Here is a 24,496-nt window from a genome sequence, read left to right as displayed (position 1 = left end):
GCCTAGGCGAGATCAGGAATCCACTATCAACGTGCTGTGAAGCCAGAAAAAACACTTCTGCCACAGCACTGTTTGTTGGTAGATTCTGAATCACGCTCATCCCTCGATTTTCAAAATGGCAAGCTTTGGGATTGGCCTCAGTTCTTTCTAAAAAACGAATGAATCCGTCATTCCGACGAGCCTCAGCAGGATCAGGAATCTAATATCGACATGCTATGAAGTCAGAGAAAACACCTCTGCCACAGCACTTTTTGTTGGTAGATTCTGAATCACACTCGTCCCTCGCTGTTCAGAATGACGAGCTTTGAGATTGGCCACCGCTCTTTCTAAAAACGAATGAATCCGTCATTCCGACGAGCCTAGGCGAGATCAGGAATCTAATATCAACGTGCTGTGAAGCCAGAGAAAATCCCCTCTGCTACAGCACTTTTTGTTGGTAGATTCTGAATCTTGCTCGTCCTTCGCTGTTCAGAATGACAAGCTTTAGGATTGGTCACTGCTCTTTCTAAAAAAATGAATCCGTCGTTCCGACGAGCCTAGGCGAGATCAGGAATCTAATAGCAAAATGCTGTGAAGCCAGAGAACCCCCCTCTACCACAGCACTTTTTGTTGGTAGATTCTGAATCACGAGCTTTAGGATTGGTCACTGCTCTTTCTAAAAAAATGAATCCGTCATTCCGACGAGCCTAGGCGAGATCAGGAATCTACTATCAAGGTGCTGTGAATCCAGAGAAAACACCTCTGCCGAAACACTTTTGTGTTGGTAGATTCTGAATCACACTCGTCTCTTGCTGCTCAGAATGACGATATCTAGCATTCAGTAAATTACATCAAGCGGTCTTCATCACTACGACCGCAGCAATCACCACAAAGATACCAAACCAGCCGATTGGTTTGAGTTTCTGCTTAAACAGCAAGGCTCCACCTACTGCGGTACCCAAGATACCGATCGCACCCCAAGAGGCATAAGCAATGGCTAAGTCGATCTCTTTCACCGCTTGTGCCAACAGCGTGAATGCTGTCAGTACCAACACAATCGCCGCAATGCCCCAGCCTTTATATTTAAAACCTTTTGAGCGTGTCAGCGCCATATTGGCCATGATATCGACCAAGGCAGCCATCACGACAAATCCAAATGACATCGTAAAAAATTGACTCATGATTCGCACCTTGTACTAGTAGAAAATGAACGTTCTTTTGCCGGTTTATCGGCATTTTTCTTGGCGTTAGGTTGACCATGTGATTCCCCTAAGGTCACACACACAATGCCAACAACGGCTAACATCAAACCAAACAATTCTTGATGGTTTAAGTTGGCATCAAAGGCGATGATCGACACCACGGTGATCAACGAGATACCTAACCCTTCCCAAACAGCGTATGCCACACCTATCGATATTTTCTTCGCGGCAAACGCGAGAAAGTAGTAAGAGATTGCGATCAGCACATACATTACGATGTAGCCCCACCACCCGTGCCCTTGTCCGATAAGAGACATAGTGCTGGTGCCAGCCACTTCGGCAACGATGGCGAGCAATAAAAATAGACGTGCAACTAGCATGATTAATCCTCCATCAGAAATTAAAAAAATGCATAACGGAGAATGGTGAATGCCGCGTACCTGTATCGACATTCAAAAAGTTAAAAAGATAAAAATGAGCCACTTCTCCTGACTATTTGAGATAAGGTTAGCGCTGGGTAGGAAAAAGAGACAGGTAATTGAGATATTCATTTTTGAATATCTTAAGAAGTAAGTTGTCTATGTAATCACACAATATTGATAAGGTTAAAGCATCTACTCTCATTCAGCCGATGCCATAAAGTGACATCACTGCGTAAAAATCAGAGGCGTGTTGAGGGTTTGTCGCACCACTTTATGTAGGTGTCTGTGCAAAGGATGGTTGCGGTTGGTTTGAAGGAAACCGCCAGAGACAACAAACTGGCTAAACTCACGATTAACGGGTGGCATTGCGTAAGAGGCGAGTTCTGGCATCAACAATGCCGAGCTTTGACTGGCATACATAATCGCGTCGGTTTCTTGCAACATTTGGCAAGCCAAACGCAAATTATAGGACTTCAGTAACACTACTGGCTCATAACCCATGCGTCGATACTCGGACTCCACGGTACAAAGCGGTTTATATGACGCTGGCGCAGGCAAAGAGACGAGTGGTAGTTTGGACACCGTGTCCCAATCATTGCTGACTTTCGACAACGTTGGGTGATTTTTGCGCGCCAAAATCACCCGTTTTTCAACGAATAACGGGCGCATGTAAATGTCTTTCGACAGCTCGGTCTCTTGGTCAAGAATGCAGTAATCGTGCTCGCCTTCTAACATTTCATCGTGCGAGTAAGTATTCCAGCTGGAAAAAGCAAAGTGCGCTTTGGGAAAGGCTCGATGACAACCAGTGAGCAGTCGCTGCCCTTGTTCATCCATCAAATAAGGATCAGTTACAATCGCAATCTGCCCTTGGTATTGCAGTGGGTCGAACACTTCAAATTCTTGCACCACTTTTTCCAGTGGCGCAACCATATTGTCGAACTCGGCGGCGAGACGAATCGCCATGGGTGATGGCTCTACCCCATGTGCTTTACGCACAAAAAGCGGGTCATCAAACACTTGCTTCAACTTCATCACACCGCGGCTGGCGCTCGGTTGAGAAATGCCAAGCTGCATTGCGGCCAGCTTGATGCTGCGGTTTTCCACCACGGCTTTTAATAAACGCATTAAGTTGAGATCCAATGCATCCAGCTGATGTGCCATACCCTAACCTACCAATACCATTGATGAGCGAATACAAAGAGCAGTTAACAATTAGTTAAACACTCTCTCCCGACGTGATCTGATACCCCATATCGAAGACTTTTTCTTCTTGCGTTTCGCCTTTCAGGCGCGCAATTAATAGCTCTGCGCTCTTTACACCAATTTGGAAACGCGGCGTATCAACGCTGGTCAGTTTCGGGCTGATGGTTTGACCGATATCCAGCGCGTTATAGCCCGCCACTGCCAATTTCTGTGGAACTTGAATGCCACGTTGCTGCGCACTCAGCATGGTGCCAATTGCGATGTCATCGTTGGTACAGAACACCCCATCGAGCGTTGGGTGCGTTTCCAGTGCGCGTTCGAGCAAATCATGCGCTAAAGAAAAACTAGAATGATCACCAGTTAATACATGTTTGGGTTCTAGCCCTGCTTCTGTCATCGCGCGATCGTAACCTTGCATCCGCAATTTGGTTCGCGTATCCAGACGCGCGCCAAAATAGACGATTGTACGCTTCCCCGTATCTAGCATCTGCTTAACCACGGCGTACGACGCATCTTCATGATCGAGTCCAACCGCCATATCAATCGGCTCCGATGGCAGTTCCATGGTTTCGACCACCGGAATGCCCGCATTTTTGATCATCTGTAATGTACGCGGCGTGTGATGGCTTTCAGTTAGAATAAGTCCATCGACTTGATAAGAGAGTAATGACGCGATCTTACGCTCTTCTTCAAGCTCATCGTAGCTAAAATGCGCTAAAAGCGTCTCATAGCCATTGGCTTTGGTCACCATCTCTATGCCCTGAACAAAGGAAGCAAAAATTTGGTTGGACAAAGACGGCAGTAAAATACCAATGGCTTTACTGGAGGACTTTGACAACATCGCCGGTGCACGGTTTTCGATGTAACCCATCTCTTCAATCGCAGTCGCAATCTTAGCACGAGTCTTTTCTGCCACCGATTCAGGGTTACGCATATAGCGTGAAACGGTCATCTTCGTGACGCCAACCTGGTCTGCGACATCCTGCAATGTCGTACGAGTTTTCTTATTCTGTTGAGCCATAAATATGTGATTTATCAGTAATGTTACAAGTAACATTATGACGAATAGACTCTCTGTCGACAAGTTCAGTGAAAATAATTCGCAAAATGAGATGAATATCAGTGGTAGAGCGTATTAGCAAACGCATCACAAAGAAACGCCACTTAAATAGCGATAATATTTGAGACCGCAAAAAAGCCCCGAACTCGGGGCTTTCTTCTATATTTTGACCACAATATCTGAGTCGTTATTTCACGCACACCACGTTCAATAATGAGGTCCCGGTGAGCTGATTGGGCTCACGATCGGCGAACAAACCTTTCTTATCTTTGCCCCAATACGGCAGTTGCAGTGGCCATTGATTTTTTTCCATCACCCCAGACGCCCTCAGCGCTTTAAACTCTGCAGGGTTAGCTAAGTTCATACCCAGTTGCTGACATACTTTGTGCGAGTTTTCGTAGTTGAGGCGGTTCCACGGCTTACCATGTTCCATGTAAAACTGATTATGGTGATCGAGTAAATATGGGACCACGTACGTTTTGCCCTGCACTGAAGTTCTCAACCGAACTTCAATGTCATCATTTCCGGTGACAATTGGCTTCGCTTTGGTCTTAGCAACAGGCTTAGACGAAGAGCTATCACGTGAACTTTTTGCCTTGGTATCTGGCTTCTCTGCCCGCGCTTTAAAGGCGTCGGTATCAGCTCGCACAGCAGGAACTGGCGCGGGTTTCGGGGTCACCGTCGGTGTTGGCTTAACCGAAGATGCGGCTGATTTCGACGATACAGTAGATTTAGGTGTAGGTGGTGTTACTGGTTGTTTCGTCCCTTTCCCAACCACTCGGATGAACGCCTCTTTGTAATTCGACAAGGTTTTGACTCCTCGTAAGTCATCCCTCGCATCAGACAATGCCTTGTAAGGTCCAATCAAACAGCGATAGCCTTTGGAATCAGGCTTCATCCATACGTCAGTCGTGATTTTACTATAGAGAGGCTTAGCTTTCGCGAGAGACATAGGCTTGGGTAGCAATCCGCATTGAATCCAGTAAAGGTAGTTGCCCCCCTGCGGCACTTTCTTTCCCCATACTCCGTTACCAATTGGGCACGTTTTCTCAAGCATCGGTAATTCTTTCTCGCTGGCTTGAGTGGCTTGGCAAAGGAACTCCTCCGCCGATACTGGGCTAGAAAACTGGGCGCATACCAGCGACAAGCCGAAAGCTAGGCTTGCTTGGAAGATACGAGATGGGTGTTGTGCCTTCTTCATTTCCATACACTTCACTCTAAATTAGTGGGTAAGGTCATTATGGCGGCAAAGCGCCAAAAAAATGTGAACAAAGAATAACTAGCAAAAAAAGAGCCGGAATTTGCATCCGGCTCTCAGTTTAGGAAGGAATTAAGCGAATTTACAACGCTTGGTGGGAAAATTCTTATCCTTTGTACAGTTTCGGGTTGAATACATCACGTAGCCAGTCGCCCAACAGGTTGATAACCAAAACCAATGTTACGAGCACGATGCCTGGGAAGGCAGTAATCCACCACGCACCTGAGAAGATGTAGTTAAAGCCGATGCTGATCAGCGCACCTAGTGACGGCTGATCAACAGGAAGACCCAAACCTAGGAATGACAGTGCCGCTTCCGACATGATCGCGTTCGCTACCTGTACCGTCGAGATAACCAAGATTGGCGATAGACAGTTCGGCAGAATGTGACGGAACATGATTCGCGGAGCTTTAAAGCCCATCACACGCGCCGCTTCGACGTATTCTTTCTTCTTCTCTGCCAATACCGAGGCGCGAATGGTACGTGCGTATTGCGGCCATTCTGCCACACCGATGATCACCACCAGCATGACCACCGCATATTGGCTGTAAAAATCACTGCCAAAGCTGGCTTTGAAGATGGCCGATACGATGATCGCCACCATCATGGTTGAGAACGATAGTTGAACATCCGCAAAGCGCATCAAGAAGCTATCGATACGACCACCGAAGTAACCCGCCGACAAACCAATGATGATACCCAGTACCAACTGAAGACCGACGGCTAAAAAGCCGATCGTCAAAGACAAACGAGAGCCGTAAAGAATGGTCGATAAAATATCGCGGCCTTGCTCGTCAGTACCCAACACAAAGCGCTCATCGCCATCTTCCATCCACGAAGGTGGCAACTCAGAGTCCATGATGTCGATAGACGTCAGATCGTACGGGTCTGTTGGCGCAAGAATCGGTGCAGCCAATGCCAATACTAAGAACATCATAAAGACGGTAAAACTCGCCATCGCCACTTTGTCGCGTTTGAAGTAATACAGAAAATCTGACTCTTTGAAACGCTGCCACGCTGATGGAGCAGGAGCTGGTGTTAAATTTGATTGGCTCATGATTAAGCTCCTTTTCCAGTTAGGTTCACAGTTGGGTTGATGATGCCGTACAGCAAGTCAACGATGGTATTGGTTACCACGAAGATCAGACCAACAAAGATAACGTAGGCAGTGATCAGCGGTGTATCTACACGGTTGATTGCCTCTAGGAAAAGGAAGCCAGTGCCCGGCCATTGGAACACGGTTTCAGTAAGAATGGTGTAGGCCACCATGGTACCAATCTGCACGCCACCTACCGTCAATACTGGTAGCATGGTGTTCTTAAGTGCATGTTGGTAATAAATCTTTTGCAAGTTCAAACCTTTTGCTTTGGCGAACTTAATGTATTCCGAACTCAGTACTTCCAGCATTTCTGAACGTACCAAACGGATGAACAACGGCAGCATGATAGACGCTAGCGCAATACAAGGTAGGATGAGGTGCTTGATACCATCAATGGTAAAGAAGCCAGATTCCCAACCGAGTACGTTAGCGGTTTCACCTCGCCCATAGGAAGGCAGCCAGCCGAGTTCGATGGAGAAGACGTACATCAGCATGATTGCGGTTAGGAACACCGGAATCGAGATGCCGACACTACTCATCGCCATAACAAATTTGGTAAAGACACTCTTCGGGTGAATCGCGGAATACACCCCGAGTGGTATAGAGAAAACGATAATGATGAGCGTCGCGCCAAACACGAGCTCTAATGTTGCCACCAGCTTATCGAGGATCACCTCAACCGCAGGTCGCTTGAAAAAATATGAGGTACCCAAATCACCTTGCAGTGCATTACCCACAAAGCGCGTGTACTTTGTGATAAAGGGATCGTTCAGGCCCAAGTCGTCGCGTAGCGCTTGACGCTCCGATTCCGAAACCGACTGACCTACAAGCTCACGCAGCGGATCACCCAGGTTGTCCTGAATGGCAAACGCCACCAAACTGATCACAAACATCACTATCAGTGCCTGAAACAGGCGCTTGACCAGAAACGAAAACATTCCTTGCCCCTTAACTATCCATAGATCTCTAAATTAGAGAGAAAATTCAGTCTAAATAACCCACTCAATCCGACTGAAACAAAACTGAGTCGAGTGCTTTAAGTTGAGGAGGGAAATCCATCCCTCCTCAAAGTCGACTAACCGTGATTATTCAACCACTAGGTCACCGAAGTAAGGCATTACCATTGGGTTAACGATGTCTGCCGCTTTCACGTTAGACTTCGCACCCCACGCTTCACTTTGCCAGTGTAGCGGTACGAATGCTGCGTCGTTGTATAGTGTTGCTTCTACACCTTTCAGCATTTCTGCACGTTTCGCAGGATCCGTTTCTACGTTCGCAGCTTCAACCACTTTGTCCATTTCTGGGTTTGAGTAGTAACCACAGTTGTACTGACCACGACCGGTTTCTTCGTTACGAGTCATCGTTAGGAACTCGTTGAAGTTCGCTGAGTCTTCTGTATCTGAGTGCCAACCGATCATCAGCATGTCTGCCGCACACTTGTCGAACTCTGGCCAGTATTGCGCTTTTGGCATGGTCTTCAGATCAACCTTGATACCGATCTTAGACAACATTGCCGCTGCCGCTTGTGCTACTTTCGCATCATTCACGTAACGGTTGTTTGGTGCGATCATCGTTAGCGTCAGGCCGTTTTCGTAACCCGCTTCTTTCATCAGTTCTTTCGCTTTCTTCAAATCGTAGCGAGGAACCAGTTTGTCATCGTGACCTACGTAACCTGCCGGGCTTTGCTGACCAGCGGCCGTTGCGAAGCCTTTCATGATTTTCTTCACGATACCTTCGTTATTGATTGCGTGAACAATCGCTTGGCGAACGCGAACGTCTTTCAATGCTTCGTTGCTGTTTTGGTTTAGTTGGAACGTGATGATACGAGTACCAGGTAGCGTAACTAGGTCGATGCCGTCAGCATCTTCAACGCGTTTGTGGTCGTTTGGCGCTACAGGGTGAATCATGTCAACACCGCCAGAAAGCAGCGCTGCTACACGAGTTGCGTCTTCTTTGATTGGCACAAGCGTTAGCTTATCAACGTTACCTTTCGACTCTTTGTCCCAGTAATCTTTAAAGCGTTCAAATTCCACTTTTACGCCCTGTTCACGTGAAGTCACAATGAATGGACCCGTGCCAGATACGTTAGTCGATGCAAATGAGTTACCGTGCTTCACTAGCTCAGACTTGTCTTTGCCGTCCGCAGTTTTGCCAGTGTAGAACTTGCTGTCCATTGGGAAAATGTACGTTGCGGTTTGCAGCACTAGTGGGTAAGGACCTTTAGTTACAAGATCGAACGTGTTGTCGTCCACTTTGACGATTTTCTCGTACGGGTCGAAGATGTTTTTAAAGTCAGGAGAGCTTTGTAAACGCTGGAACGTCCACACGACGTCGTCAGCAGTTAGAGTATTGCCAGAATGGAATTTCACACCTTCACGCAGTTTGAAACGAACAGTCGTATCGTTAATACGTTCCCAACTTTCCGCTAGGCGAGGCTCGAAATCCATTTTTTGAGTAAAGCGAACCAACGGATCAAATACCATGTGTGACATTTGCAGTGTGCCACCTGATAGCTGCTCATGTGGGTCAAGCGATACTGGGTCAGCTGCATAGCCAACTTTGATATCTGCTGCCATTGCGTTAAAGCTTAGGCCCGCAGCCATTAGCGCCACTGCTAATTTGCTTTTCATGGTTTTCATTTGCATAACTCCTTCATGCGGGGATACGGATCCCTTGTTGTTGTGTTTGCGTCTTTGTTATGACTAAAGGTTAGCCAAGCGAATTGCTTGGTTTATGCCGTTTCGATCTCTTCTCGCAAGCCAGTAAACTCCGGCATCAGAGAAATCAATTTTTTGCTGTATTCGTGTTGAGGTGCCGTGAATAACTGTTCTGTTGGTGCCACTTCTAAAAGTGTACCCATTTGCATCACACCTACTCGGTCACACATCTGACGAATAACAGGTAAATCGTGGCTGATAAACAACATAGTCAAGTTCAGCTCACTTTGCAGATCTTTCAGCAAGTTTAGAATTTGTGCCTGTACCGATACGTCCAGTGCTGAGGTCGGTTCATCACAAATCAAAAGTCGAGGACGAGTCGCCAACGCACGCGCAATAGAAATACGCTGACGCTGACCACCGGAGAATTCATGAGGGTACTTAAGCCCAGCCATTCGACCCAAACCAACATGATCCAATAGGTCATTCACGATTTGGCGAGTTTCCGACTCGTTTTTCGTCAATTTATGGAAACGGATTGGCTCAGCAATAATATCGAATACCTTCATACGAGGGTTCATTGAAGTATATGGGTTTTGGAACACCATCTGCATTTGACGACGCATCGGGCGGCGCTCTTTCTCAGAGGTTAAAGCGGTCAGGTCAATGCCCTCGAATTTCACCTGACCAGAGTTAGGTTGGTATAAACCAGCAATCACACGTGCAATGGTCGATTTACCTGAACCAGACTCGCCCACCAAACCAAAGGTTTCGCCTTCGTGCACTTCAAAGCTCACATTATTAGATGCTTGCACGTATTCTCGGCGGCTCTCGAACAAAGAGTCTTTGGTAACAAAGCGAAGATTGACGTTCTTCACGTCCAAAAGCGGGCCAGTGTACTCACGCTCATCTTGGCTTTGTCCTAACCAGTGGTTCTTGATATCGAGTGGCTCCATTTCCGCCGCTTCTTCGATATAGCTTACTAACGGGAAACGATCTAGCTTTCTGTCTGAACGTGGTACCGCTGAAATTAGACTGCGAGTATAAGAGTGATCAGGATCGCCCAATACTTTGGCTGTTGGTCCAAACTCCACCAAGTCACCACGATACATTACCGCCACGCGATCGGTGACGTTGGAGACGACACCCATATCGTGAGTAACCAACATACAGCCGACATTGTTCTTGATACACAGCTCGCGGATCAAGTTGAGGATTTGGTCTTGGATAGAAACGTCTAACGCCGTAGTTGGTTCGTCCGCAATGATGAGATCAGGCTCACCAGCCAAAGCAATGGCAATGACAACACGCTGACGCATACCACCAGAGAATTGGTGCGGGTACTGTTTTAAGCGGTTTTCTGGTTGCGGAATACCAACCTGCTGCATAAGAGAAAGCGCGCGCTGATACGCCTCTTCATCAGAGACCTTCATGTTGGCGTGGATCGTCTCTTTCAGCTGTTGCTCAACAGTAAAAAGTGGATTGAGCGAGGTCATCGGATCTTGGAAAATAAAACCTATTTTCGAGCCGCGAACCTTACGCATCGCTTCTGGTGATAGGCCAGAAATTTTTTCTCCATCCAGGAATACATCACCGCTAGCAACGCGACCTGGAGGGCTAAGCAAATCAATAACGGCGTTACCAACGGTGGATTTACCCGCACCTGATTCGCCAACAACACCCACGATTTCACCACGTTCAATATGAAAAGAAAGTGATTTCACGGCAGCGTGAACGCCGTGTCGGGATGGGTATTCAATACGAAGGTTTTTCACTTCTAATAGTGACATTTCAGACCTCTACTGCCTTGTCTGTGGTATCGAATCGCGCCAAAGGCACCATTCATCACCTGAATGAATCCGTTCAAATTCAGAATAATACTCTGAAATCTTAATGCGGAAATAATTTGGCAAAAATCACACAAAAAAGCAACAATTAAAGTATATTCCGCCGAAAAAACATTAAATAAACGCACAATTAGCGAATAAAAATGCATTAACAAGTATTTAACCATTTTCATATCACACTATTTTTGTGCGTCATGCACCAATAAAACTAGAAAAATGCTCTAAAAGTAAACATGAGCTAAACAAGATCATTAACCATATTATTCATGTGCATTTATTAACATTTAACAAACAATATCATATGCAAAAAGTGTTTTTTCAACATAAAAAACTATTAATAAAATAGTCGGCAAATACAAAAAGCCAAACTTAGGAAGATAAAGGATAGGTCAAAACGTGAACAAAACAGCAAAACCACACAAATCCTGCTCCAACGCAGATTATGCGCCACTTAAGCGGTTTATTGACTAAACCGCTATCCTCATTCGTACGTCATAAGAAAACTCGCCTGTTTTAACCCTTTACGACACAATTGAGAGTGGGATAATAGATAAACAGTGTCAAAGCCAAGCCGTAAATAAAAGGAGCCCCTGTGCTTAAAGCGATTTTTTTTGATATGGACGAGACTTTATGTGCAACGTCACAAGCCGATAAAGTTGCAGGACAAGCGTTTACAACTTGGATTCATAAGACCTACCCACAAGTTACCGAGCCAAAAGCGTTTTTGCAGCGCTACTTACAGGGTGTATACAAAAAGCTGAATGCTGAGTTCCCTCACCTTGTGGCTCTGCTACCCGATGAAAATGCCTTCCGTTGTGGCCTGATCCAAAACATCTTGGCGGAGCAAGGCGTCAGCATCACTGCAAAAGAGGCTCAACAAGCTCAAGACTACTTTGACTCTGCACGTATGGGCGCGTTCACCTTCTTCCCTGGTGTAAAAGAAATGCTCAGCGACCTTCGTCAACATTACAAACTCGTCGTGATCACTAACGGCCCGATTTTTTCTCAACACCCTAAATTAAACGCGACACAAATGAGCAACTGGGTGGACCATATTATTGTGGGAGGAGAAGAGCCAGAAGAGAAACCTGCTACAAGTATTTTCCAAAAAGCGCTCGACTTGGTCGAAGTAAAACCAGAAGAGGCTCTACACGTGGGCGACTCTTTACCTGCCGACATTGCTGGCGCTAACAATATGGGCATTTTGAGTGTGTGGGTGAATGCGACAGGCGCAAGTAACTCAACGGATATAACGCCAAGTTTTGAAATCCAAAAAACGGTAGAAGTAAAAGAAATCCTTAAAACACTCGCCCAATAAAAGCAGCGGATTAGAAAACTACAAACCCCAGACACTGCTCTGGGGTTTATTTTGTCAGCTCGAAAAGCATTTAGATCATAGGTGGTCAAAAGCCCCTAGAGCTGTACACTTTTGGGGAAAATTGAAATGGAATGCCGATTCTTTTCAGGAGAGATGCAAAAAAGCCCCAGTCTTTCGACTGAGGCTCTAAATAGCGGTCGGTGAAGAGCCGAATTCTAACTTCAGGCGAACCCCACTTGGGTTCAAATCCATTCATACATTACCGACTAATACAGTCCAAGCGAGATCATAAACTCTAAAACGACGAAAGCCTGCTAAAAAGCAAGCTTTCTAATAGTGGTCGGTAAAGAGGATTCGACGCGGCAGGGCTCCCTGCGGACTGACGTTACACCGGGCTGGTGCTCTAGCCCACGCCCCTCAGGTCCCTACACTCTAAATTTTAAATGTAAAAAAGCCCCAGTCTTTCGACTGAGGCTTTAAATAGTGGTCGGTGAAGAGGGATTCGAACCCCCGACCCTCTGGTCCCAAACCAGATGCGCTACCAAGCTGCGCTATTCACCGAACTGTATTTTCTGATTTTCTCAAATCAGACAGGACACTTCAACTAAGAAGTCACCTTAATTAATGGGGTGGCTAACGAGATTCGAACTCGCGACCACCGGAATCACAATCCAGGGCTCTACCAACTGAGCTATAGCCACCATCAATTTTTGCTGTTTACCGCTCTATTCGAGCCATAAACTAAATAGTGGTCGGTGAAGAGGGATTCGAACCCCCGACCCTCTGGTCCCAAACCAGATGCGCTACCAAGCTGCGCTATTCACCGACGATGTTTTATCTTGATTGAATCAAGATTGGGAGCAATGCTACCGCATTCAATCTAAAAAAGAAAGAATGGGGTGGCTAACGAGACTTGAACTCGCGACAACCGGAATCACAATCCGGGGCTCTACCAACTGAGCTATAGCCACCACTGATTTTTACCGATGTATCCTCCGAGGCAATGGTACGCCCGAAAGGATTCGAACCTTCGACCTTTGGCTCCGGAGGCCAACGCTCTATCCAACTGAGCTACGGGCGCATGCCCTATCGGCGGAGTGGAATAATACGGATATCACACTATGCCGTCTAGTACTTTTTTTACTTTTTTTATCGTTTGGTCTCTTTTTCGACAGTTATCTTCCGTTAAAGTGGATTTTTGATGTGATTCACGCCCTGTCATGGATAACTTGTTGTTTATTGCAACAAGTTATCGGGATATAATCACCCATTATTTACATTGATTTAACAGCTGCAACCAAGTTGTCTAATCATTCTATGCCATTCAGTGGAATTTAATGATTTCTCTGCTCGGCATTAATACTCTAACTATATAAATAGGTAAGTCACTTACCTCGGGAATGTGAAGTGGGTTTAATGGATATGTCTCGACAAATGATTAGCGTTTTGTTCGCTGCCTTAACGTTTTCTACGGCAGCTTTAGCTTCTGACATCAGCCAAACTGAATACGATGCGATCGCAGAACGCATCCAACCTGTCGGTGATGTTTATCTAGCAGGTTCTGAGCCAGTGAAAGAAGAACCAACCGGTCCACGTGATGGCGCCACAGTTTATGGTACTTTTTGTATTGCTTGTCACGCATCTGGTGTAAACGGCGCACCTAAAACAGGTAATGCCGATGATTGGGCACCGCGTATTGCACAAGGCAAAGATACGTTAGTGAAGCACGCATTAGAAGGCTTCAATGCGATGCCAGCCAAAGGAACCTGTATGGACTGTTCTGACGATGAAATCATCGCAGCAATTGACCACATGATTGAAGGTCTATAAGTAAAGACATCAACGAAAAAGGCTTGCCAGTTGGCAAGCCTTTTTGTTTTTAATCAGTGAGAACAAGGTTACTTTACTTCTTAAACATTGCTCGAATATTGGCAATGTGTGCTTGACCTTTCGCCATACGTTCTTCCGCTGATACTGGCTTTTTGTTTACTTCCCATTCAACGTCATCAAATGGTAACTCATCCAAAAAGCGGCTTTGAGTCGGTTTGATCAACTCGCCGAACTGTCGACGCTCTTTGCACATAGTGAAAGTCAGTTCACGTTGCGCGCGAGTAATACCAACGTACATCAGGCGACGCTCTTCTTCCACGTTATCTTCATCAATACTGGTTTGGTGCGGTAAAATACCTTCTTCGGACCCAATTAAGTATACATATGGGAACTCAAGGCCTTTTGATGCGTGCAAGGTCATCAGTTGTACTGCATCACTGTCTTCATCTTCTTCACCGCGCTCCATCATGTCACGCAAGGTCAAACGTTGAACGACTTCTTTTAACGTTTTCTCTTCTTGATCGTAGTTGTCACCCTCTAGGTCCGCCACTATCCATGAATAAAGATCAGAAACGTTCTTCATTCTCATTTCAGCGGCTTTCGGACTTGCTGAAGTTTCGTATAGCCAATCTTCATAATGGATATCACGAACTAGCGAACGAACCGCTTCGACGGTATCACCACGCTCAGCTTGATCAGCAATCGCCACTAGCCATTGGGTGAAACGACGCAGGTTTTCTAGGCCACGTCCCGTTAGGTGCTGTTCGAGCCCCATTTCAAAGCTCGACTCAAACAGGCTCTTCCCTCGCATATTGGCATAACTGCCTAACTTCTCTAACGTCACTGGGCCAATTTCACGTCGTGGAGTGTTCACAATGCGCAAAAATGCATTGTCGTCATCCGGATTAACCAAAACGCGCAAATACGCCATGATGTCTTTAATCTCTGCGCGCGCAAAAAACGAGGTGCCGCCAGAAATTTTATACGGTACACGGTTTTGCATCAGAGACTTTTCAATCAAACGTGATTGGTGGTTACCACGATATAGAATCGCATAATCTTTATATTCGGTACGGTTTAGGAACTTATGCGCAATTAGTTCACCCGTTACGCGCTCTGCTTCATGCTCTTCATTTTTAGCCAACAACACTTTGAGTTTTTCACCGTCAGGAATTTCAGAGAACAGGGACTTCTCATAGACGTGAGGGTTGTTAGCTATCAAAATGTTGGCCGCACGCAGGATTCGACTCGTTGAACGGTAGTTTTGCTCTAGCTTTATCAAACGCAAATTCGGATAATCTTCACCCAGCAACACGAGGTTCTGAGGTTTCGCACCACGCCATGAATAAATAGACTGATCGTCATCCCCTACGACCGTCAATCGCCCACGTTCACCGACAATTAATTTGACCAGCTCATACTGACTCGTGTTGGTATCTTGATACTCGTCAACCAGTAGGTAACGGATACGATTCTGCCAACGCTGACGAACGTCTTCATGATTACGTAAGAGTAAAACGGGCATCAAAATTAGGTCATCAAAATCGAGCGCGTTATAGGCTTTCATTTGCTTTTGGTACATATCAAAACAGAACGCAAACAATTGTTGCTGTTCACCTTGCGCACGCGCTTTGGCTTGCTCTGGCGTCAACATGTCGTTTTTCCAGTTGGAAATACAACTCAGAAGCTGACGTAGCAGATCTTTATCACCATCAAGCTGCTTTTCGGTAAGTTCTTTGAGCAGCGCTAGCTGGTCTTGGTCATCAAACAGTGAGAAGCCCGCTTTCAACCCTAAATGCTTGTACTCACGCTTGATGATGTTCAATCCTAAAGTGTGGAATGTTGATACCATCAAACCTTTAGACTCACCTTTCCCTAACGTTTGACCTACACGCTCCTTCATTTCACGTGCTGCTTTGTTGGTAAACGTCACCGCCGCAATGTTACGCGCTTTGTAACCACATTGCTGAACCAGATAAGCGATTTTATTGGTAATAACACGAGTTTTGCCCGAGCCAGCACCAGCTAGCACTAGGCATGGACCAGACACGTATTTCACGGCTTCATCTTGACTAGGGTTCAGCTTCATAGAAATTCTCTGCGGGTGATGAATGTGGCGCCTATGATAAAGGGGTGGCCTCGTGAAAGCTATGCTGATTTCTTGTAATTTTTACACCAATTAAGTGCAATATTCTGTTGCATAAATGGCGGGTATTTAAGCTATAATGAATGAACGTTCATTCACTAAAGGGTGACATTATGAAGGATAACCCTGCTGTAGATAAACGAGAACAAATCTTAGTCGCTGCTGAACAACTCATTGCTGAATCTGGTTTTCAAGGGCTTTCCATGCAAAAGCTCGCCAATGAGGCAGGTGTCGCAGCAGGGACGATTTACCGTTATTTCTCAGATAAAGAACATCTTTTAGAGGAACTACGCCTTAACGTTGCTAAGCGTGTTGCTACTGCGGTGCAACTAGGTGTTAGTGAAGAGATGCCTTTAAAACAGCGTTATCGAACCATGTGGCTCAATATTTGGAATTTAGCGAGCTCGAACTTAAGTGCGATCAGCAACCGAGTCCAATATGAGTCTTTACCCTGTTCAAATAGTAGCAAAGCTCGGGAACTTGAGAGACAAATGTTTGCCCAAGTAGATCTTCTTTTTAATCAGGGTAAAGACGAGGGAGTATTCAAGCTTCTCGATAACGAAGTACTTTCTGGATTAAGTTTTGAGGCAAGTGTTGCACTTGCTCGGAAACACGCTTTGGGATTTTATCAACTGGATAAGACGGCATTAGAGGCCGCTATTGAAGCCAGTTGGGATGCAATTATTAAACACTAACTTGGAGTTCTTAATAGAATGAAAAAGTGGACTTTCTTTATGTTACTTATCGCCGTTCTCTTGTTCGGCAGCGTGATAGGTTTCAATTTATTTAAGCAACAAAAGATCGCTGAATACATGGCAAACCGTCCTGAACCTGAGTTCCCAGTAACCGTGACAGAAGTGCAAGCGGTGGATTGGGTACCAGTCATCGAAGCAATTGGTTTTATCGAGCCAAACCAAGGCGTGACGGTAGCAAATGAGACCAGCGGTGTTATCGATAAAATCGCGTTTGATTCCGGTACTCAAGTCAAAGCAGGTCAGCCACTAGTACTGCTTGACTCTGACGTTGAGAAAGCGAATTTAAAGAGCTCGCAAGCCAAGTTGCCAGCAGCAGAAGCGAAATACAAACGCTACCAAGGGCTATTTAAAAAAGGCTCTATTTCTAAAGAAGCGTATGACGAAGCAGAAGCAAACTACTTCTCCTTAAAAGCAGACATTGAAAGCCTGAAAGCGACCATCGACCGACGCGAAATCAAAGCGCCATTTGATGGTGTGGTAGGTATTCGTAACGTGTACCTCGGTCAGTACCTACAGGCGGGCACCGACATTGTTCGCCTTGAAGATACCAGCGTGATGCGCTTGCGCTTCACCGTGCCACAAACCGATATTTCACGTATCAATATCGATCAAGAAGTGGATATCTTTGTTGACGCTTATCCAGACCAACCTTTCAAAGGGTCTATTTCTGCGATTGAACCAGCTGTAAACGTACAAAGTGGTTTGATTCAAGTTCAAGCGGATATCCCTAACAGTGACGGCAAACTGCGTAGTGGTATGTTCGCGCGTGCAAACATCATTCTGCCTAAATTAGAAAATCAGGTCACTCTACCTCAAACCGCGATCACATTTACGCTGTATGGCGACAATGTTTACATCGTAACAGAAGAAGATGGCGAAAAACGCGTTAAGCAGCATGTGGTAAAAGTTGGCGAACGCTCTAAAGATATCGCACACATTCTAGAAGGCGTGAAGCCAGGTGATGTGGTAGTGACATCGGGTCAAGTCCGTTTGAGTAACCATGCGAAAGTAAGCATTGTCGAAAGCGATGCAACTACCCCACCTGCTGAAACACCAATGCTTTAAGTTGGAGGCATCATGCGCTTTACAGATGTTTTTATAAAACGTCCAGTTTTAGCGGTATCGATCAGCTTTTTGATTGCATTGCTTGGTTTGCAAGCGGTGTTCAAAATGCAAGTTCGTGAGTACCCTGAAATGACGAATACGGTGGTCACCGTGACCACCAGTTACTACGGTGCAAGTGCCAACTTGATCCAAGGCTTTATTACTCAGCCATTGGAGCAAGCGGTGGCGCAAGCCGATAATATTGATTACATGACTTCGCAATCGGTACTAGGTAAATCAACCATTACTGTCAACATGAAGTTGAATACTGACCCGAATGCAGCATTGGCTGATATCTTAGCGAAAACGAACTCAGTACGTTCTCAGCTTCCAAAAGAAGCCGAAGATCCAACCGTAACCATGTCGACAGGTTCGACAACGGCGGTACTGTACATCGGCTTTACGAGTGACGAGTTATCTTCAAGCCAGATCACTGACTACCTTGAGCGTGTAATCAACCCGCAGTTGTTCACTGTAAACGGTGTATCCAAAGTTGACCTGTATGGTGGTATGAAGTACGCACTGCGCGTATGGCTAGATCCTGCCAAAATGGGCGCTTTGAAGTTGACCGCTACGGATGTGATGAGCGTTCTTAACGCCAACAACTACCAATCTGCAACCGGTCAAGCGACGGGTGAGTTCGTACTTTATAACGGTAGCGCAGATACTCAGGTATCAAACGTTGCTGAACTTGAAGCATTGGTCGTGAAAACTGGTGAAGGGGATGTCATCCGCCTAGGTGATATCGCTAAAGTAACGCTGGAGAAGAGTCACGACGTTTATCGCGCAAGTGCAAACGGTCAAGAAGCCGTGGTTGCGGCGATCAACGCAGCACCAAGCGCTAACCCAATCAACATTGCAGCAGACGTACTTGAACTGTTGCCTCAGCTTGAGCGCAACCTACCAAGCAACATCAAAATGAACGTGATGTACGACTCAACTATCGCCATCAACGAATCGATTCACGAAGTAGTGAAAACGATTCTTGAAGCAGCGGTCATCGTACTTGTGGTTATCACACTGTTCCTAGGTTCATTCCGCGCGGTAATCATTCCTATCGTGACCATTCCACTTTCATTGATTGGTGTGGCAATGGTGATGCAGGCAATGGGTTTCTCTTGGAACTTGATGACGCTACTGGCGATGGTGCTTGCCATCGGTCTGGTGGTGGATGACGCGATCGTTGTACTAGAAAACGTTGACCGTCACATCAAAGAAGGGGAATCGCCATTCCGAGCTGCAATTATTGGTACGCGTGAAATTGCGGTTCCAGTTATCGCGATGACATTGACGCTAGGTGCAGTGTACGCGCCGATCGCATTGATGGGTGGTATCACCGGTTCATTGTTCAAAGAGTTCGCTTTGACACTGGCAGGTTCAGTATTCGTATCCGGCATCATCGCTTTGACACTATCACCAATGATGTGTTCGAAGATGCTGAAGGCGAACGAGAAGCCAAGCAAGTTTGAGCAAAAAGTTCACCATGTACTTGATGGCATGACTAATCGCTACGCAAGCATGTTAAAAGCAATAATGGCTAGCCGACCAGTGGTGATCGTGTTTGCGATAATTGTATTCGCAAGTTTACCAGTCCTATTCAAGTTTATTCCTAGCGAGCTAGCTCCATCTGAAGATAAAGGTGTTGTAGTACTCATAGGGACCGCACCATCAAATTCGAATTTGGACTACATCCAAAACACCATGGATGATGTGAATAAGATTCTCTCTGATCAACCAGAAGTGGAATACGCTCAGGTATTTAACGGTGTACCGGATTCTAATCAAGCGTTTGGTTTAGCTACACTCAAACCATGGGGCGAACGAGAAGCGAGCCAAGCAGAAATCAAACAGCGTGTTGGTGGGCTTGTTTCGAGCATTCCGGGAATGTCTATTGCTGCCTACGAAATGCCGGAGCTACCAGGTGCTGGTTCAGGCCTTCCTGTACAGTTCGTAATTACAACGCCAAACAACTTTGAAAGTTTGTTTACCGTTGCAAATGACATTCTGTCGGAAGTAGCAAGCAGTCCAATGTTTGTCTATTCCGATCTGGATCTGAAATATGATTCTGCAACGATGAAGATCAAGATCGATAAAGACAAAGCAGGTGCCTACGGTGTGACTATGCAAGACATTGGTATCACCCTCAGCACCATGATGGCAGATGGTTATGTAAACCGTATCGACCTAAATGGCCGCTCTTATGAGGTAATTCCTCAGGTTGAGCGTAAATGGCGTCTAAACCCAGAATCGATGAAGAACTACTATGTACGCTCTGTGGATGGTAAAGCGGTTCCATTAGGTAGTCTGATTACCATTGATGTGGTGGCTGAGCCTCGCTCTTTGCCACACTTCAACCAGCTAAACTCAGCAACTGTGGGTGCTGTTACAGGCCCTGGTGTTTCGATGGGGGATGCAGTTAATTGGTTTGAAAATATTGCACAAACCAAACTGCCTGCAGGGTATAACCATGATTACATGGGCGAATCTCGTCAGTTTGTAACGGAAGGTAGTGCCTTGTATGCAACCTTCGGTCTTGCACTTGCGATCATCTTCCTCGTTCTGGCGATTCAATTTGAATCACTCCGCGATCCTATTGTAATCATGGTATCTGTACCTCTGGCAATATGTGGTGCCTTGATCGCATTGGCCTGGGGTACGGCCTCGATGAACATATACTCGCAGGTTGGTTTGATCACGCTGGTCGGCCTAATAACCAAGCACGGTATCTTGATCTGTGAAGTCGCCAAGGAAGAGCAGTTACATAATAAACTGTCTCGTATTGATGCGGTGATGGAAGCTGCGAAAGTGCGTCTTCGCCCTATCCTAATGACCACTGCAGCGATGATCGCAGGTCTGATCCCACTGATGTACGCAACAGGTGCAGGTGCCGCGCAACGTTTCAGTATCGGTATCGTCATCGTTGCTGGCCTTGCAATCGGTACACTGTTCACACTATTCGTGCTACCTGTGATTTACAGCTACCTAGCTGAAAAACACAAACCTCTGCCAGTATTTGTTGAAGACAAAGACTTGGAGAAGTTAGCGCGAGTTGACGAAGCGAAAGCAGCTCATCGTGAATTAGCGGATAACAGATAAGCTATTAAGGCATTCAAAAAGGTCACTTCGGTGGCCTTTTTTATTGCCGCTCTCTTTTTTGCCATCTAAATGGCGACTTTCACGTATCATTTACTTAAAATGAGGACAAATCAAAAGGAGTTTTAGCCACTATGTTTGACCCAAAGAAATTAGAGCAAATTGCTAAACAGATTCACGACTCAATGCCTCAACCTGTAAAAGAGTTGGGCTCTGATGTCGATCAGAAAGTTCGTCAAGTAATCCAAGGCCAGCTAAACAAGCTAGATGTTGTAAGTCGCGAAGAGTTTGATGTTCAAACTCAAGTTTTACTACGTACACGTCAAAAGCTAACAGAAATGGAACAGAAGTTGGCGCAACTTGAAGAAAAGCTTGCTGAAAAATAAGTATCAAAGCGCTCCTCACAAAGGAGCGTTTTTCTTATCGGCGCGCAGATAAATCGGCTAAAAACAAAAAGGCTTGGTCAACGGCGACCAAGCCTTTTGATTAGATGTTGTGTTTTATTTTGTATTTATCACTCCAGTCTGCCTGGAGTTTATCTACTGCGTTACTTGAGACTAAGTAAATTACGCAGTATTAAGGCTTCATTTCTAGGAGAAGGCGCGGACTTTACGATAGTAAACGAGCACCTTCGACACCAAAATGGAACCTTAAGGCCAGTAATTTAGCCGCCCACCGCGATACGCTTCATATCAGTCATGTAACCACGTAGCTCTTCACCGATGTACTCTACAGGGTGATTGCGGATTGTTTCATTCACAGCGATAAGAGTCGCGTTATCTACTTGGTTAGACGTTTCACCTAAACCTTTACCAATTACGTCAGTATTTACGGCCGGCATAAACTTCTCACGTAGAAGCGGCGTTGCTACGTTAGCGAACAGGTAGTTACCGTATTCCGCAGTGTCTGAGATAACCACGTTCATCTCGTATAAACGCTTACGTGCGATAGTGTTTGCGATAAGTGGCAGCTCGTGTAGAGACTCGTAGTAAGCAGACTCATCGATGATGCCAGATGCCGTCATCGCTTCGAATGCTAGCTCAACACCCGCACGAACCATAGCAACCATCAAGATACCGTTATCGAAGTACTCTTGCTCAGAGATTTCTACGTCAGTTTCTGGGTAGTTTTCGAAAGCAGTTTCACCTGTTTCTGCACGCCAGCCTAGTAGATTTGCATCGTCGTTTGCCCAGTCAGCCATCATAGTGCTAGAGAAGTGACCGGTGATGATGTCATCCATGTGCTTGTTGTATAGCGGACGCATCAGTTCTTTTAGCTCTTCAGAAAGCTCAAATGCTTTCACTTTTGCAGGGTTAGTTAGGCGATCCATCATGTGAGTGATACCACCAAACTTCAGTGCTTCAGTGATGGTTTCCCAACCGTATTGAAGAAGCTTACCAGCGTAGCCAGGATCGATACCATCAGCAATCATCTTCTCGTAACACACGATAGAGCCAGCCTGTAGCATGCCACAAAGGATAGTTTGCTCACCCATTAGGTCAGATTTCACCTCAGCAACAAAAGAAGACTCTAGACAGCCTGCACGGTGACCACCTGTTGCTGCAGCCCAAGCTTTCGCGATATCCCAACCTTCACCTTTTGGGTCGTTCTCTGGGTGAACAGCGATAAGAGTCGGTACACCGAAACCGCGCTTGTACTCTTCACGAACTTCCGTACCTGGACATTTAGGTGCAACCATTACTACCGTTAGGTCTTTACGGATTTGCATGCCTTCTTCAACAACGTTGAAACCGTGAGAGTAACCTAGTGCTGCGCCTTCTTTCATTAACGGCATTACCGTCTCAACAACGTTTGTGTGCTGCTTATCTGGAGTAAGGTTTACTACTAGATCAGCTTGTGGAATTAGCGTTTCGTAGCTACCTACCTCAAAACCGTTGTCTTTTGCGTTTTTGAATGACTGGCGTTGCTCATCAATCGCGGCTTGGCGAAGCGCATAAGCAACGTCTAGACCAGAGTCGCGCATGTTCAGACCTTGGTTAAGACCTTGAGCACCACAACCTACAATGACTACTTTCTTACCTTTCAGATAATCCGCTTCTGAAGCGAACTCACTGCGGTCCATAAAACGACAACGACCTAATTGGTCCAACTGCTCGCGCAAGTTTAGGGTATTAAAATAATTAGCCATCTGGGTGCTCCTTTGAGATTCTTCCATTGAGGTCAGTAATTGCCTTACCGAATAACTTCATCCTAAAACAGACATGATATTGCTTAAAGTGATATATTCACAATTAGTTATTGCAATTTATGCAACATGGAAATGAAAATTCAATGAATATCAAAAGCCTGCAACTTTTCATTCATCTCTGTGAGAGTAAAAGTTTCGCCAAGACCGCAGCGGCAATGCATATTAGCCCTTCAGCCTTAAGCCGACAGATACAAAAATTAGAGGAGGAAACCAGCCAACAATTGTTTTTACGCGACAACCGTAGCGTTGATTTAACTATCCAAGGTAAAAAGCTAGTCCCAGTTGCCTTAAAGATTCTTGGCGAATGGCAGCAGTATCAGAGTCACCTGAAGGGAACCGAGGATGAATTGAAAGGAGAAATCCGTCTCTTTTGTTCTGTTACTGCAAGCTACAGCCATCTTCCGGAGCTAATCTCTGACTTTCGTATTCAGAACCCTTTCATTGAGTTCAAACTATCAACCGGCGATCCAGCTCAAGCGATCGACAAAATATTAGCAGATGAAGCCGATATTGCCATATCAGCCAAGTCAGAACAGATGCCAAATAAAATCGCATTTGAAACGATCAGTGAAATCCCACTTTCTGTCATCGTACCTGTTGGGGTTAGTGCGTTTGCTGAAGAGCTACAAAAAGAAAAACCAGACTGGTCGGTCATTCCATTCATACTCCCAGAAGCAGGAACGGCAAGGGACAGGGCCAATACTTGGCTCAAACAAATGAAAATAAAGCCAAAGATCTACGCACAAACCTCCGGACATGAAGCCATCGTAAGTATGGTTGCATTGGGATGTGGAGTAGGTATCGCACCTGATGTTGTAATCAACAACAGTCCAGTAAGAGAAAAGATAAATCGTTTAAAAGTCTTACCAATTAAACCTTTTAAACTTGGTGTTTGCTGCAACAAAACTCAGCTGGAGAATCCGCTTGTTAAAGCCTTTTGGAAGGTTGCAGAGAGCAAGTATATCGCACCTTAGATGAACACTTTTTAGGTATAAAGTGAGCTAATTTTAAAACTCTGTAGATGCAAAAAAGCCCGCTCTTTCGAGCGGGCTTCTTAAATTTAAAGCCTGGCGATGTCCTACTCTCACATGGGGAAGCCCCACACTACCATCGGCGCTATTTCGTTTCACTTCTGAGTTCGGCATGGAAGTCAGGTGGGTCCAAAACGCTATGGTCGCCAAGCAAATTCTTTAATTCGGAAAGCTGTTTTTTTAATTCTCGTTCTTACACATTCAATGTTCTTTCATTGAGTCCATCAAAACCCCTTGGGTGTTGTATGGTTAAGCCTCACGGGCAATTAGTACAGGTTAGCTC

Annotated in this window: 18 protein-coding genes, 5 tRNA genes and 1 rRNA gene; 7 read left to right on the top strand and 17 right to left on the bottom strand. The window is 45.7% G+C overall.

The annotated features are described in order from the left end of the window. Positions 1 to 830 precede the first annotated feature (830 nt). The 9 genes from IJ23_RS22470 to IJ23_RS22430 form a co-directional block, all read right to left on the bottom strand. Positions 831 to 1,160 carry an SMR family transporter gene (locus IJ23_RS22470; protein ID WP_005478614.1) on the bottom strand — a complete coding sequence of 110 codons (330 nt, stop codon included), beginning with the start codon at positions 1,158 to 1,160 and terminating at the stop codon, positions 831 to 833. Further along, positions 1,157 to 1,561 carry an SMR family transporter gene (locus IJ23_RS22465; RefSeq protein ID WP_005379135.1) on the bottom strand — a complete coding sequence of 135 codons (405 nt, stop codon included), beginning with the start codon at positions 1,559 to 1,561 and terminating at the stop codon, positions 1,157 to 1,159. The genes IJ23_RS22470 and IJ23_RS22465 overlap by 4 nt, the downstream gene beginning before the upstream one ends. Before the next feature lie 267 nt (positions 1,562 to 1,828). Continuing rightward, positions 1,829 to 2,764: a LysR family transcriptional regulator gene (locus tag IJ23_RS22460; protein ID WP_005379132.1), complete on the bottom strand. Its 936-nt coding sequence runs from the start codon at positions 2,762 to 2,764 to the stop codon at positions 1,829 to 1,831. A 55-nt stretch (positions 2,765 to 2,819) separates the two neighbouring features. Next, on the bottom strand, positions 2,820 to 3,827 hold the full coding sequence (locus tag IJ23_RS22455; protein WP_033907406.1) for a substrate-binding domain-containing protein: 1,008 nt from the start codon (positions 3,825 to 3,827) through the stop codon (positions 2,820 to 2,822). Positions 3,828 to 4,053: 226 nt separating this feature from the next. Further along, positions 4,054 to 5,073 carry an SPOR domain-containing protein gene (locus tag IJ23_RS22450; protein WP_033907405.1) on the bottom strand — a complete coding sequence of 340 codons (1,020 nt, stop codon included), beginning with the start codon at positions 5,071 to 5,073 and terminating at the stop codon, positions 4,054 to 4,056. 157 nt (positions 5,074 to 5,230) lie between these two features. Then, a complete protein-coding gene (locus IJ23_RS22445; protein ID WP_033907403.1) occupies positions 5,231 to 6,181 on the bottom strand; it encodes an ABC transporter permease in 951 nt (316 codons plus the stop codon). Between the two features lie 2 nt (positions 6,182 to 6,183). Then, positions 6,184 to 7,161: an ABC transporter permease gene (locus tag IJ23_RS22440; RefSeq protein ID WP_005379110.1), complete on the bottom strand. Its 978-nt coding sequence runs from the start codon at positions 7,159 to 7,161 to the stop codon at positions 6,184 to 6,186. Positions 7,162 to 7,308: 147 nt separating this feature from the next. After that, on the bottom strand, positions 7,309 to 8,862 hold the full coding sequence (locus tag IJ23_RS22435; RefSeq protein ID WP_005379109.1) for an ABC transporter substrate-binding protein: 1,554 nt from the start codon (positions 8,860 to 8,862) through the stop codon (positions 7,309 to 7,311). 92 nt (positions 8,863 to 8,954) lie between these two features. Then, positions 8,955 to 10,670: a dipeptide ABC transporter ATP-binding protein gene (locus IJ23_RS22430; protein ID WP_005379108.1), complete on the bottom strand. Its 1,716-nt coding sequence runs from the start codon at positions 10,668 to 10,670 to the stop codon at positions 8,955 to 8,957. A gap of 649 nt (positions 10,671 to 11,319) precedes the next feature. Here IJ23_RS22430 and IJ23_RS22425 point away from each other — a divergent pair. Beyond that, positions 11,320 to 12,045: an HAD family hydrolase gene (locus tag IJ23_RS22425; protein ID WP_033907401.1), complete on the top strand. Its 726-nt coding sequence runs from the start codon at positions 11,320 to 11,322 to the stop codon at positions 12,043 to 12,045. Between the two features lie 484 nt (positions 12,046 to 12,529). Here the strand turns inward: IJ23_RS22425 and IJ23_RS22420 are convergent. The 5 genes from IJ23_RS22420 to IJ23_RS22400 form a co-directional block, all read right to left on the bottom strand. Next, a tRNA-Pro gene (locus IJ23_RS22420) sits at positions 12,530 to 12,606 on the bottom strand. 64 nt (positions 12,607 to 12,670) lie between these two features. Next, positions 12,671 to 12,746: transfer RNA gene (locus IJ23_RS22415), tRNA-His, on the bottom strand. A gap of 48 nt (positions 12,747 to 12,794) precedes the next feature. Then, positions 12,795 to 12,871, bottom strand: a tRNA-Pro gene (locus IJ23_RS22410). A 69-nt stretch (positions 12,872 to 12,940) separates the two neighbouring features. Beyond that, a tRNA-His gene (locus IJ23_RS22405) sits at positions 12,941 to 13,016 on the bottom strand. A 33-nt stretch (positions 13,017 to 13,049) separates the two neighbouring features. Then, positions 13,050 to 13,126: transfer RNA gene (locus tag IJ23_RS22400), tRNA-Arg, on the bottom strand. 335 nt (positions 13,127 to 13,461) lie between these two features. Here IJ23_RS22400 and IJ23_RS22395 point away from each other — a divergent pair. Then, positions 13,462 to 13,875: a c-type cytochrome gene (locus tag IJ23_RS22395; protein WP_005384252.1), complete on the top strand. Its 414-nt coding sequence runs from the start codon at positions 13,462 to 13,464 to the stop codon at positions 13,873 to 13,875. A gap of 73 nt (positions 13,876 to 13,948) precedes the next feature. Here IJ23_RS22395 and rep read toward each other — a convergent pair whose 3' ends face one another. Beyond that, entirely contained in the window at positions 13,949 to 15,964 is a 2,016-nt protein-coding gene (rep, locus tag IJ23_RS22390; RefSeq protein ID WP_005379104.1) for a DNA helicase Rep, read from the bottom strand. Between the two features lie 170 nt (positions 15,965 to 16,134). Here rep and IJ23_RS22385 point away from each other — a divergent pair, with 170 nt between their 5' ends. The 4 genes from IJ23_RS22385 to ubiK all read left to right on the top strand — a co-directional run bounded on the left by IJ23_RS22385 (position 16,135) and on the right by ubiK (position 21,359). After that, positions 16,135 to 16,716, top strand: a complete 582-nt coding sequence (locus IJ23_RS22385; RefSeq protein WP_005384254.1) for a TetR/AcrR family transcriptional regulator — start codon at positions 16,135 to 16,137, stop codon at positions 16,714 to 16,716. A gap of 18 nt (positions 16,717 to 16,734) precedes the next feature. Further along, on the top strand, positions 16,735 to 17,841 hold the full coding sequence (gene vmeC, locus IJ23_RS22380; RefSeq protein ID WP_005398173.1) for a multidrug efflux RND transporter periplasmic adaptor subunit VmeC: 1,107 nt from the start codon (positions 16,735 to 16,737) through the stop codon (positions 17,839 to 17,841). A 12-nt stretch (positions 17,842 to 17,853) separates the two neighbouring features. After that, entirely contained in the window at positions 17,854 to 20,976 is a 3,123-nt protein-coding gene (gene vmeD, locus IJ23_RS22375; RefSeq protein ID WP_033907400.1) for a multidrug efflux RND transporter permease subunit VmeD, read from the top strand. 131 nt (positions 20,977 to 21,107) lie between these two features. Continuing rightward, complete coding sequence (gene ubiK / locus IJ23_RS22370; protein ID WP_005379099.1) at positions 21,108 to 21,359, top strand: ubiquinone biosynthesis accessory factor UbiK; 252 nt, start codon at positions 21,108 to 21,110, stop codon at positions 21,357 to 21,359. A gap of 278 nt (positions 21,360 to 21,637) precedes the next feature. Here ubiK and ilvC read toward each other — a convergent pair whose 3' ends face one another. Continuing rightward, on the bottom strand, positions 21,638 to 23,122 hold the full coding sequence (gene ilvC, locus IJ23_RS22365) for a ketol-acid reductoisomerase (RefSeq protein ID WP_005379098.1): 1,485 nt from the start codon (positions 23,120 to 23,122) through the stop codon (positions 21,638 to 21,640). Between the two features lie 143 nt (positions 23,123 to 23,265). On the opposite strand from ilvC, the gene ilvY reads away from it, so the two are divergent. Then, positions 23,266 to 24,156: an HTH-type transcriptional activator IlvY gene (gene ilvY, locus IJ23_RS22360; protein WP_005379097.1), complete on the top strand. Its 891-nt coding sequence runs from the start codon at positions 23,266 to 23,268 to the stop codon at positions 24,154 to 24,156. A gap of 91 nt (positions 24,157 to 24,247) precedes the next feature. Here the strand turns inward: ilvY and rrf are convergent. Next, positions 24,248 to 24,364 (bottom strand): 5S ribosomal RNA (gene rrf, locus IJ23_RS22355). Positions 24,365 to 24,496: the final 132 nt, after the last annotated feature.

It is taken from the genome of Vibrio sp. OY15 (genome assembly GCF_000742455.1).
GTDB lineage: Bacteria > Pseudomonadota > Gammaproteobacteria > Enterobacterales > Vibrionaceae > Vibrio > Vibrio alginolyticus.
The sequence above is the reverse complement of the archived record's forward strand: the minus strand, read 5'-3'. Positions and strand labels throughout refer to the sequence as shown.

What these genes read in the sequence shown, in the direction of transcription:
- IJ23_RS22440 (WP_005379110.1), bottom strand. Translation starts at nt 7,161, where the DNA reads ATGTTTTCGTTTCTGGTCAAGCGCCTGTTTCAGGCACTGATAGTGATG.
- IJ23_RS22450 (WP_033907405.1), bottom strand. Translation starts at nt 5,073, where the DNA reads ATGGAAATGAAGAAGGCACAACACCCATCTCGTATCTTCCAAGCAAGC.
- IJ23_RS22465 (WP_005379135.1), bottom strand. Translation starts at nt 1,561, where the DNA reads ATGCTAGTTGCACGTCTATTTTTATTGCTCGCCATCGTTGCCGAAGTG.
- IJ23_RS22455 (WP_033907406.1), bottom strand. Translation starts at nt 3,827, where the DNA reads ATGGCTCAACAGAATAAGAAAACTCGTACGACATTGCAGGATGTCGCA.
- IJ23_RS22470 (WP_005478614.1), bottom strand. Translation starts at nt 1,160, where the DNA reads ATGAGTCAATTTTTTACGATGTCATTTGGATTTGTCGTGATGGCTGCC.
- vmeC (WP_005398173.1), top strand. Translation starts at nt 16,735, where the DNA reads ATGAAAAAGTGGACTTTCTTTATGTTACTTATCGCCGTTCTCTTGTTC.
- ilvY (WP_005379097.1), top strand. Translation starts at nt 23,266, where the DNA reads ATGAATATCAAAAGCCTGCAACTTTTCATTCATCTCTGTGAGAGTAAA.
- IJ23_RS22395 (WP_005384252.1), top strand. Translation starts at nt 13,462, where the DNA reads ATGGATATGTCTCGACAAATGATTAGCGTTTTGTTCGCTGCCTTAACG.
- IJ23_RS22430 (WP_005379108.1), bottom strand. Translation starts at nt 10,670, where the DNA reads ATGTCACTATTAGAAGTGAAAAACCTTCGTATTGAATACCCATCCCGA.
- vmeD (WP_033907400.1), top strand. Translation starts at nt 17,854, where the DNA reads ATGCGCTTTACAGATGTTTTTATAAAACGTCCAGTTTTAGCGGTATCG.
- ilvC (WP_005379098.1), bottom strand. Translation starts at nt 23,122, where the DNA reads ATGGCTAATTATTTTAATACCCTAAACTTGCGCGAGCAGTTGGACCAA.
- IJ23_RS22435 (WP_005379109.1), bottom strand. Translation starts at nt 8,862, where the DNA reads ATGAAAACCATGAAAAGCAAATTAGCAGTGGCGCTAATGGCTGCGGGC.
- IJ23_RS22385 (WP_005384254.1), top strand. Translation starts at nt 16,135, where the DNA reads ATGAAGGATAACCCTGCTGTAGATAAACGAGAACAAATCTTAGTCGCT.
- IJ23_RS22460 (WP_005379132.1), bottom strand. Translation starts at nt 2,764, where the DNA reads ATGGCACATCAGCTGGATGCATTGGATCTCAACTTAATGCGTTTATTA.
- ubiK (WP_005379099.1), top strand. Translation starts at nt 21,108, where the DNA reads ATGTTTGACCCAAAGAAATTAGAGCAAATTGCTAAACAGATTCACGAC.
- rep (WP_005379104.1), bottom strand. Translation starts at nt 15,964, where the DNA reads ATGAAGCTGAACCCTAGTCAAGATGAAGCCGTGAAATACGTGTCTGGT.
- IJ23_RS22445 (WP_033907403.1), bottom strand. Translation starts at nt 6,181, where the DNA reads ATGAGCCAATCAAATTTAACACCAGCTCCTGCTCCATCAGCGTGGCAG.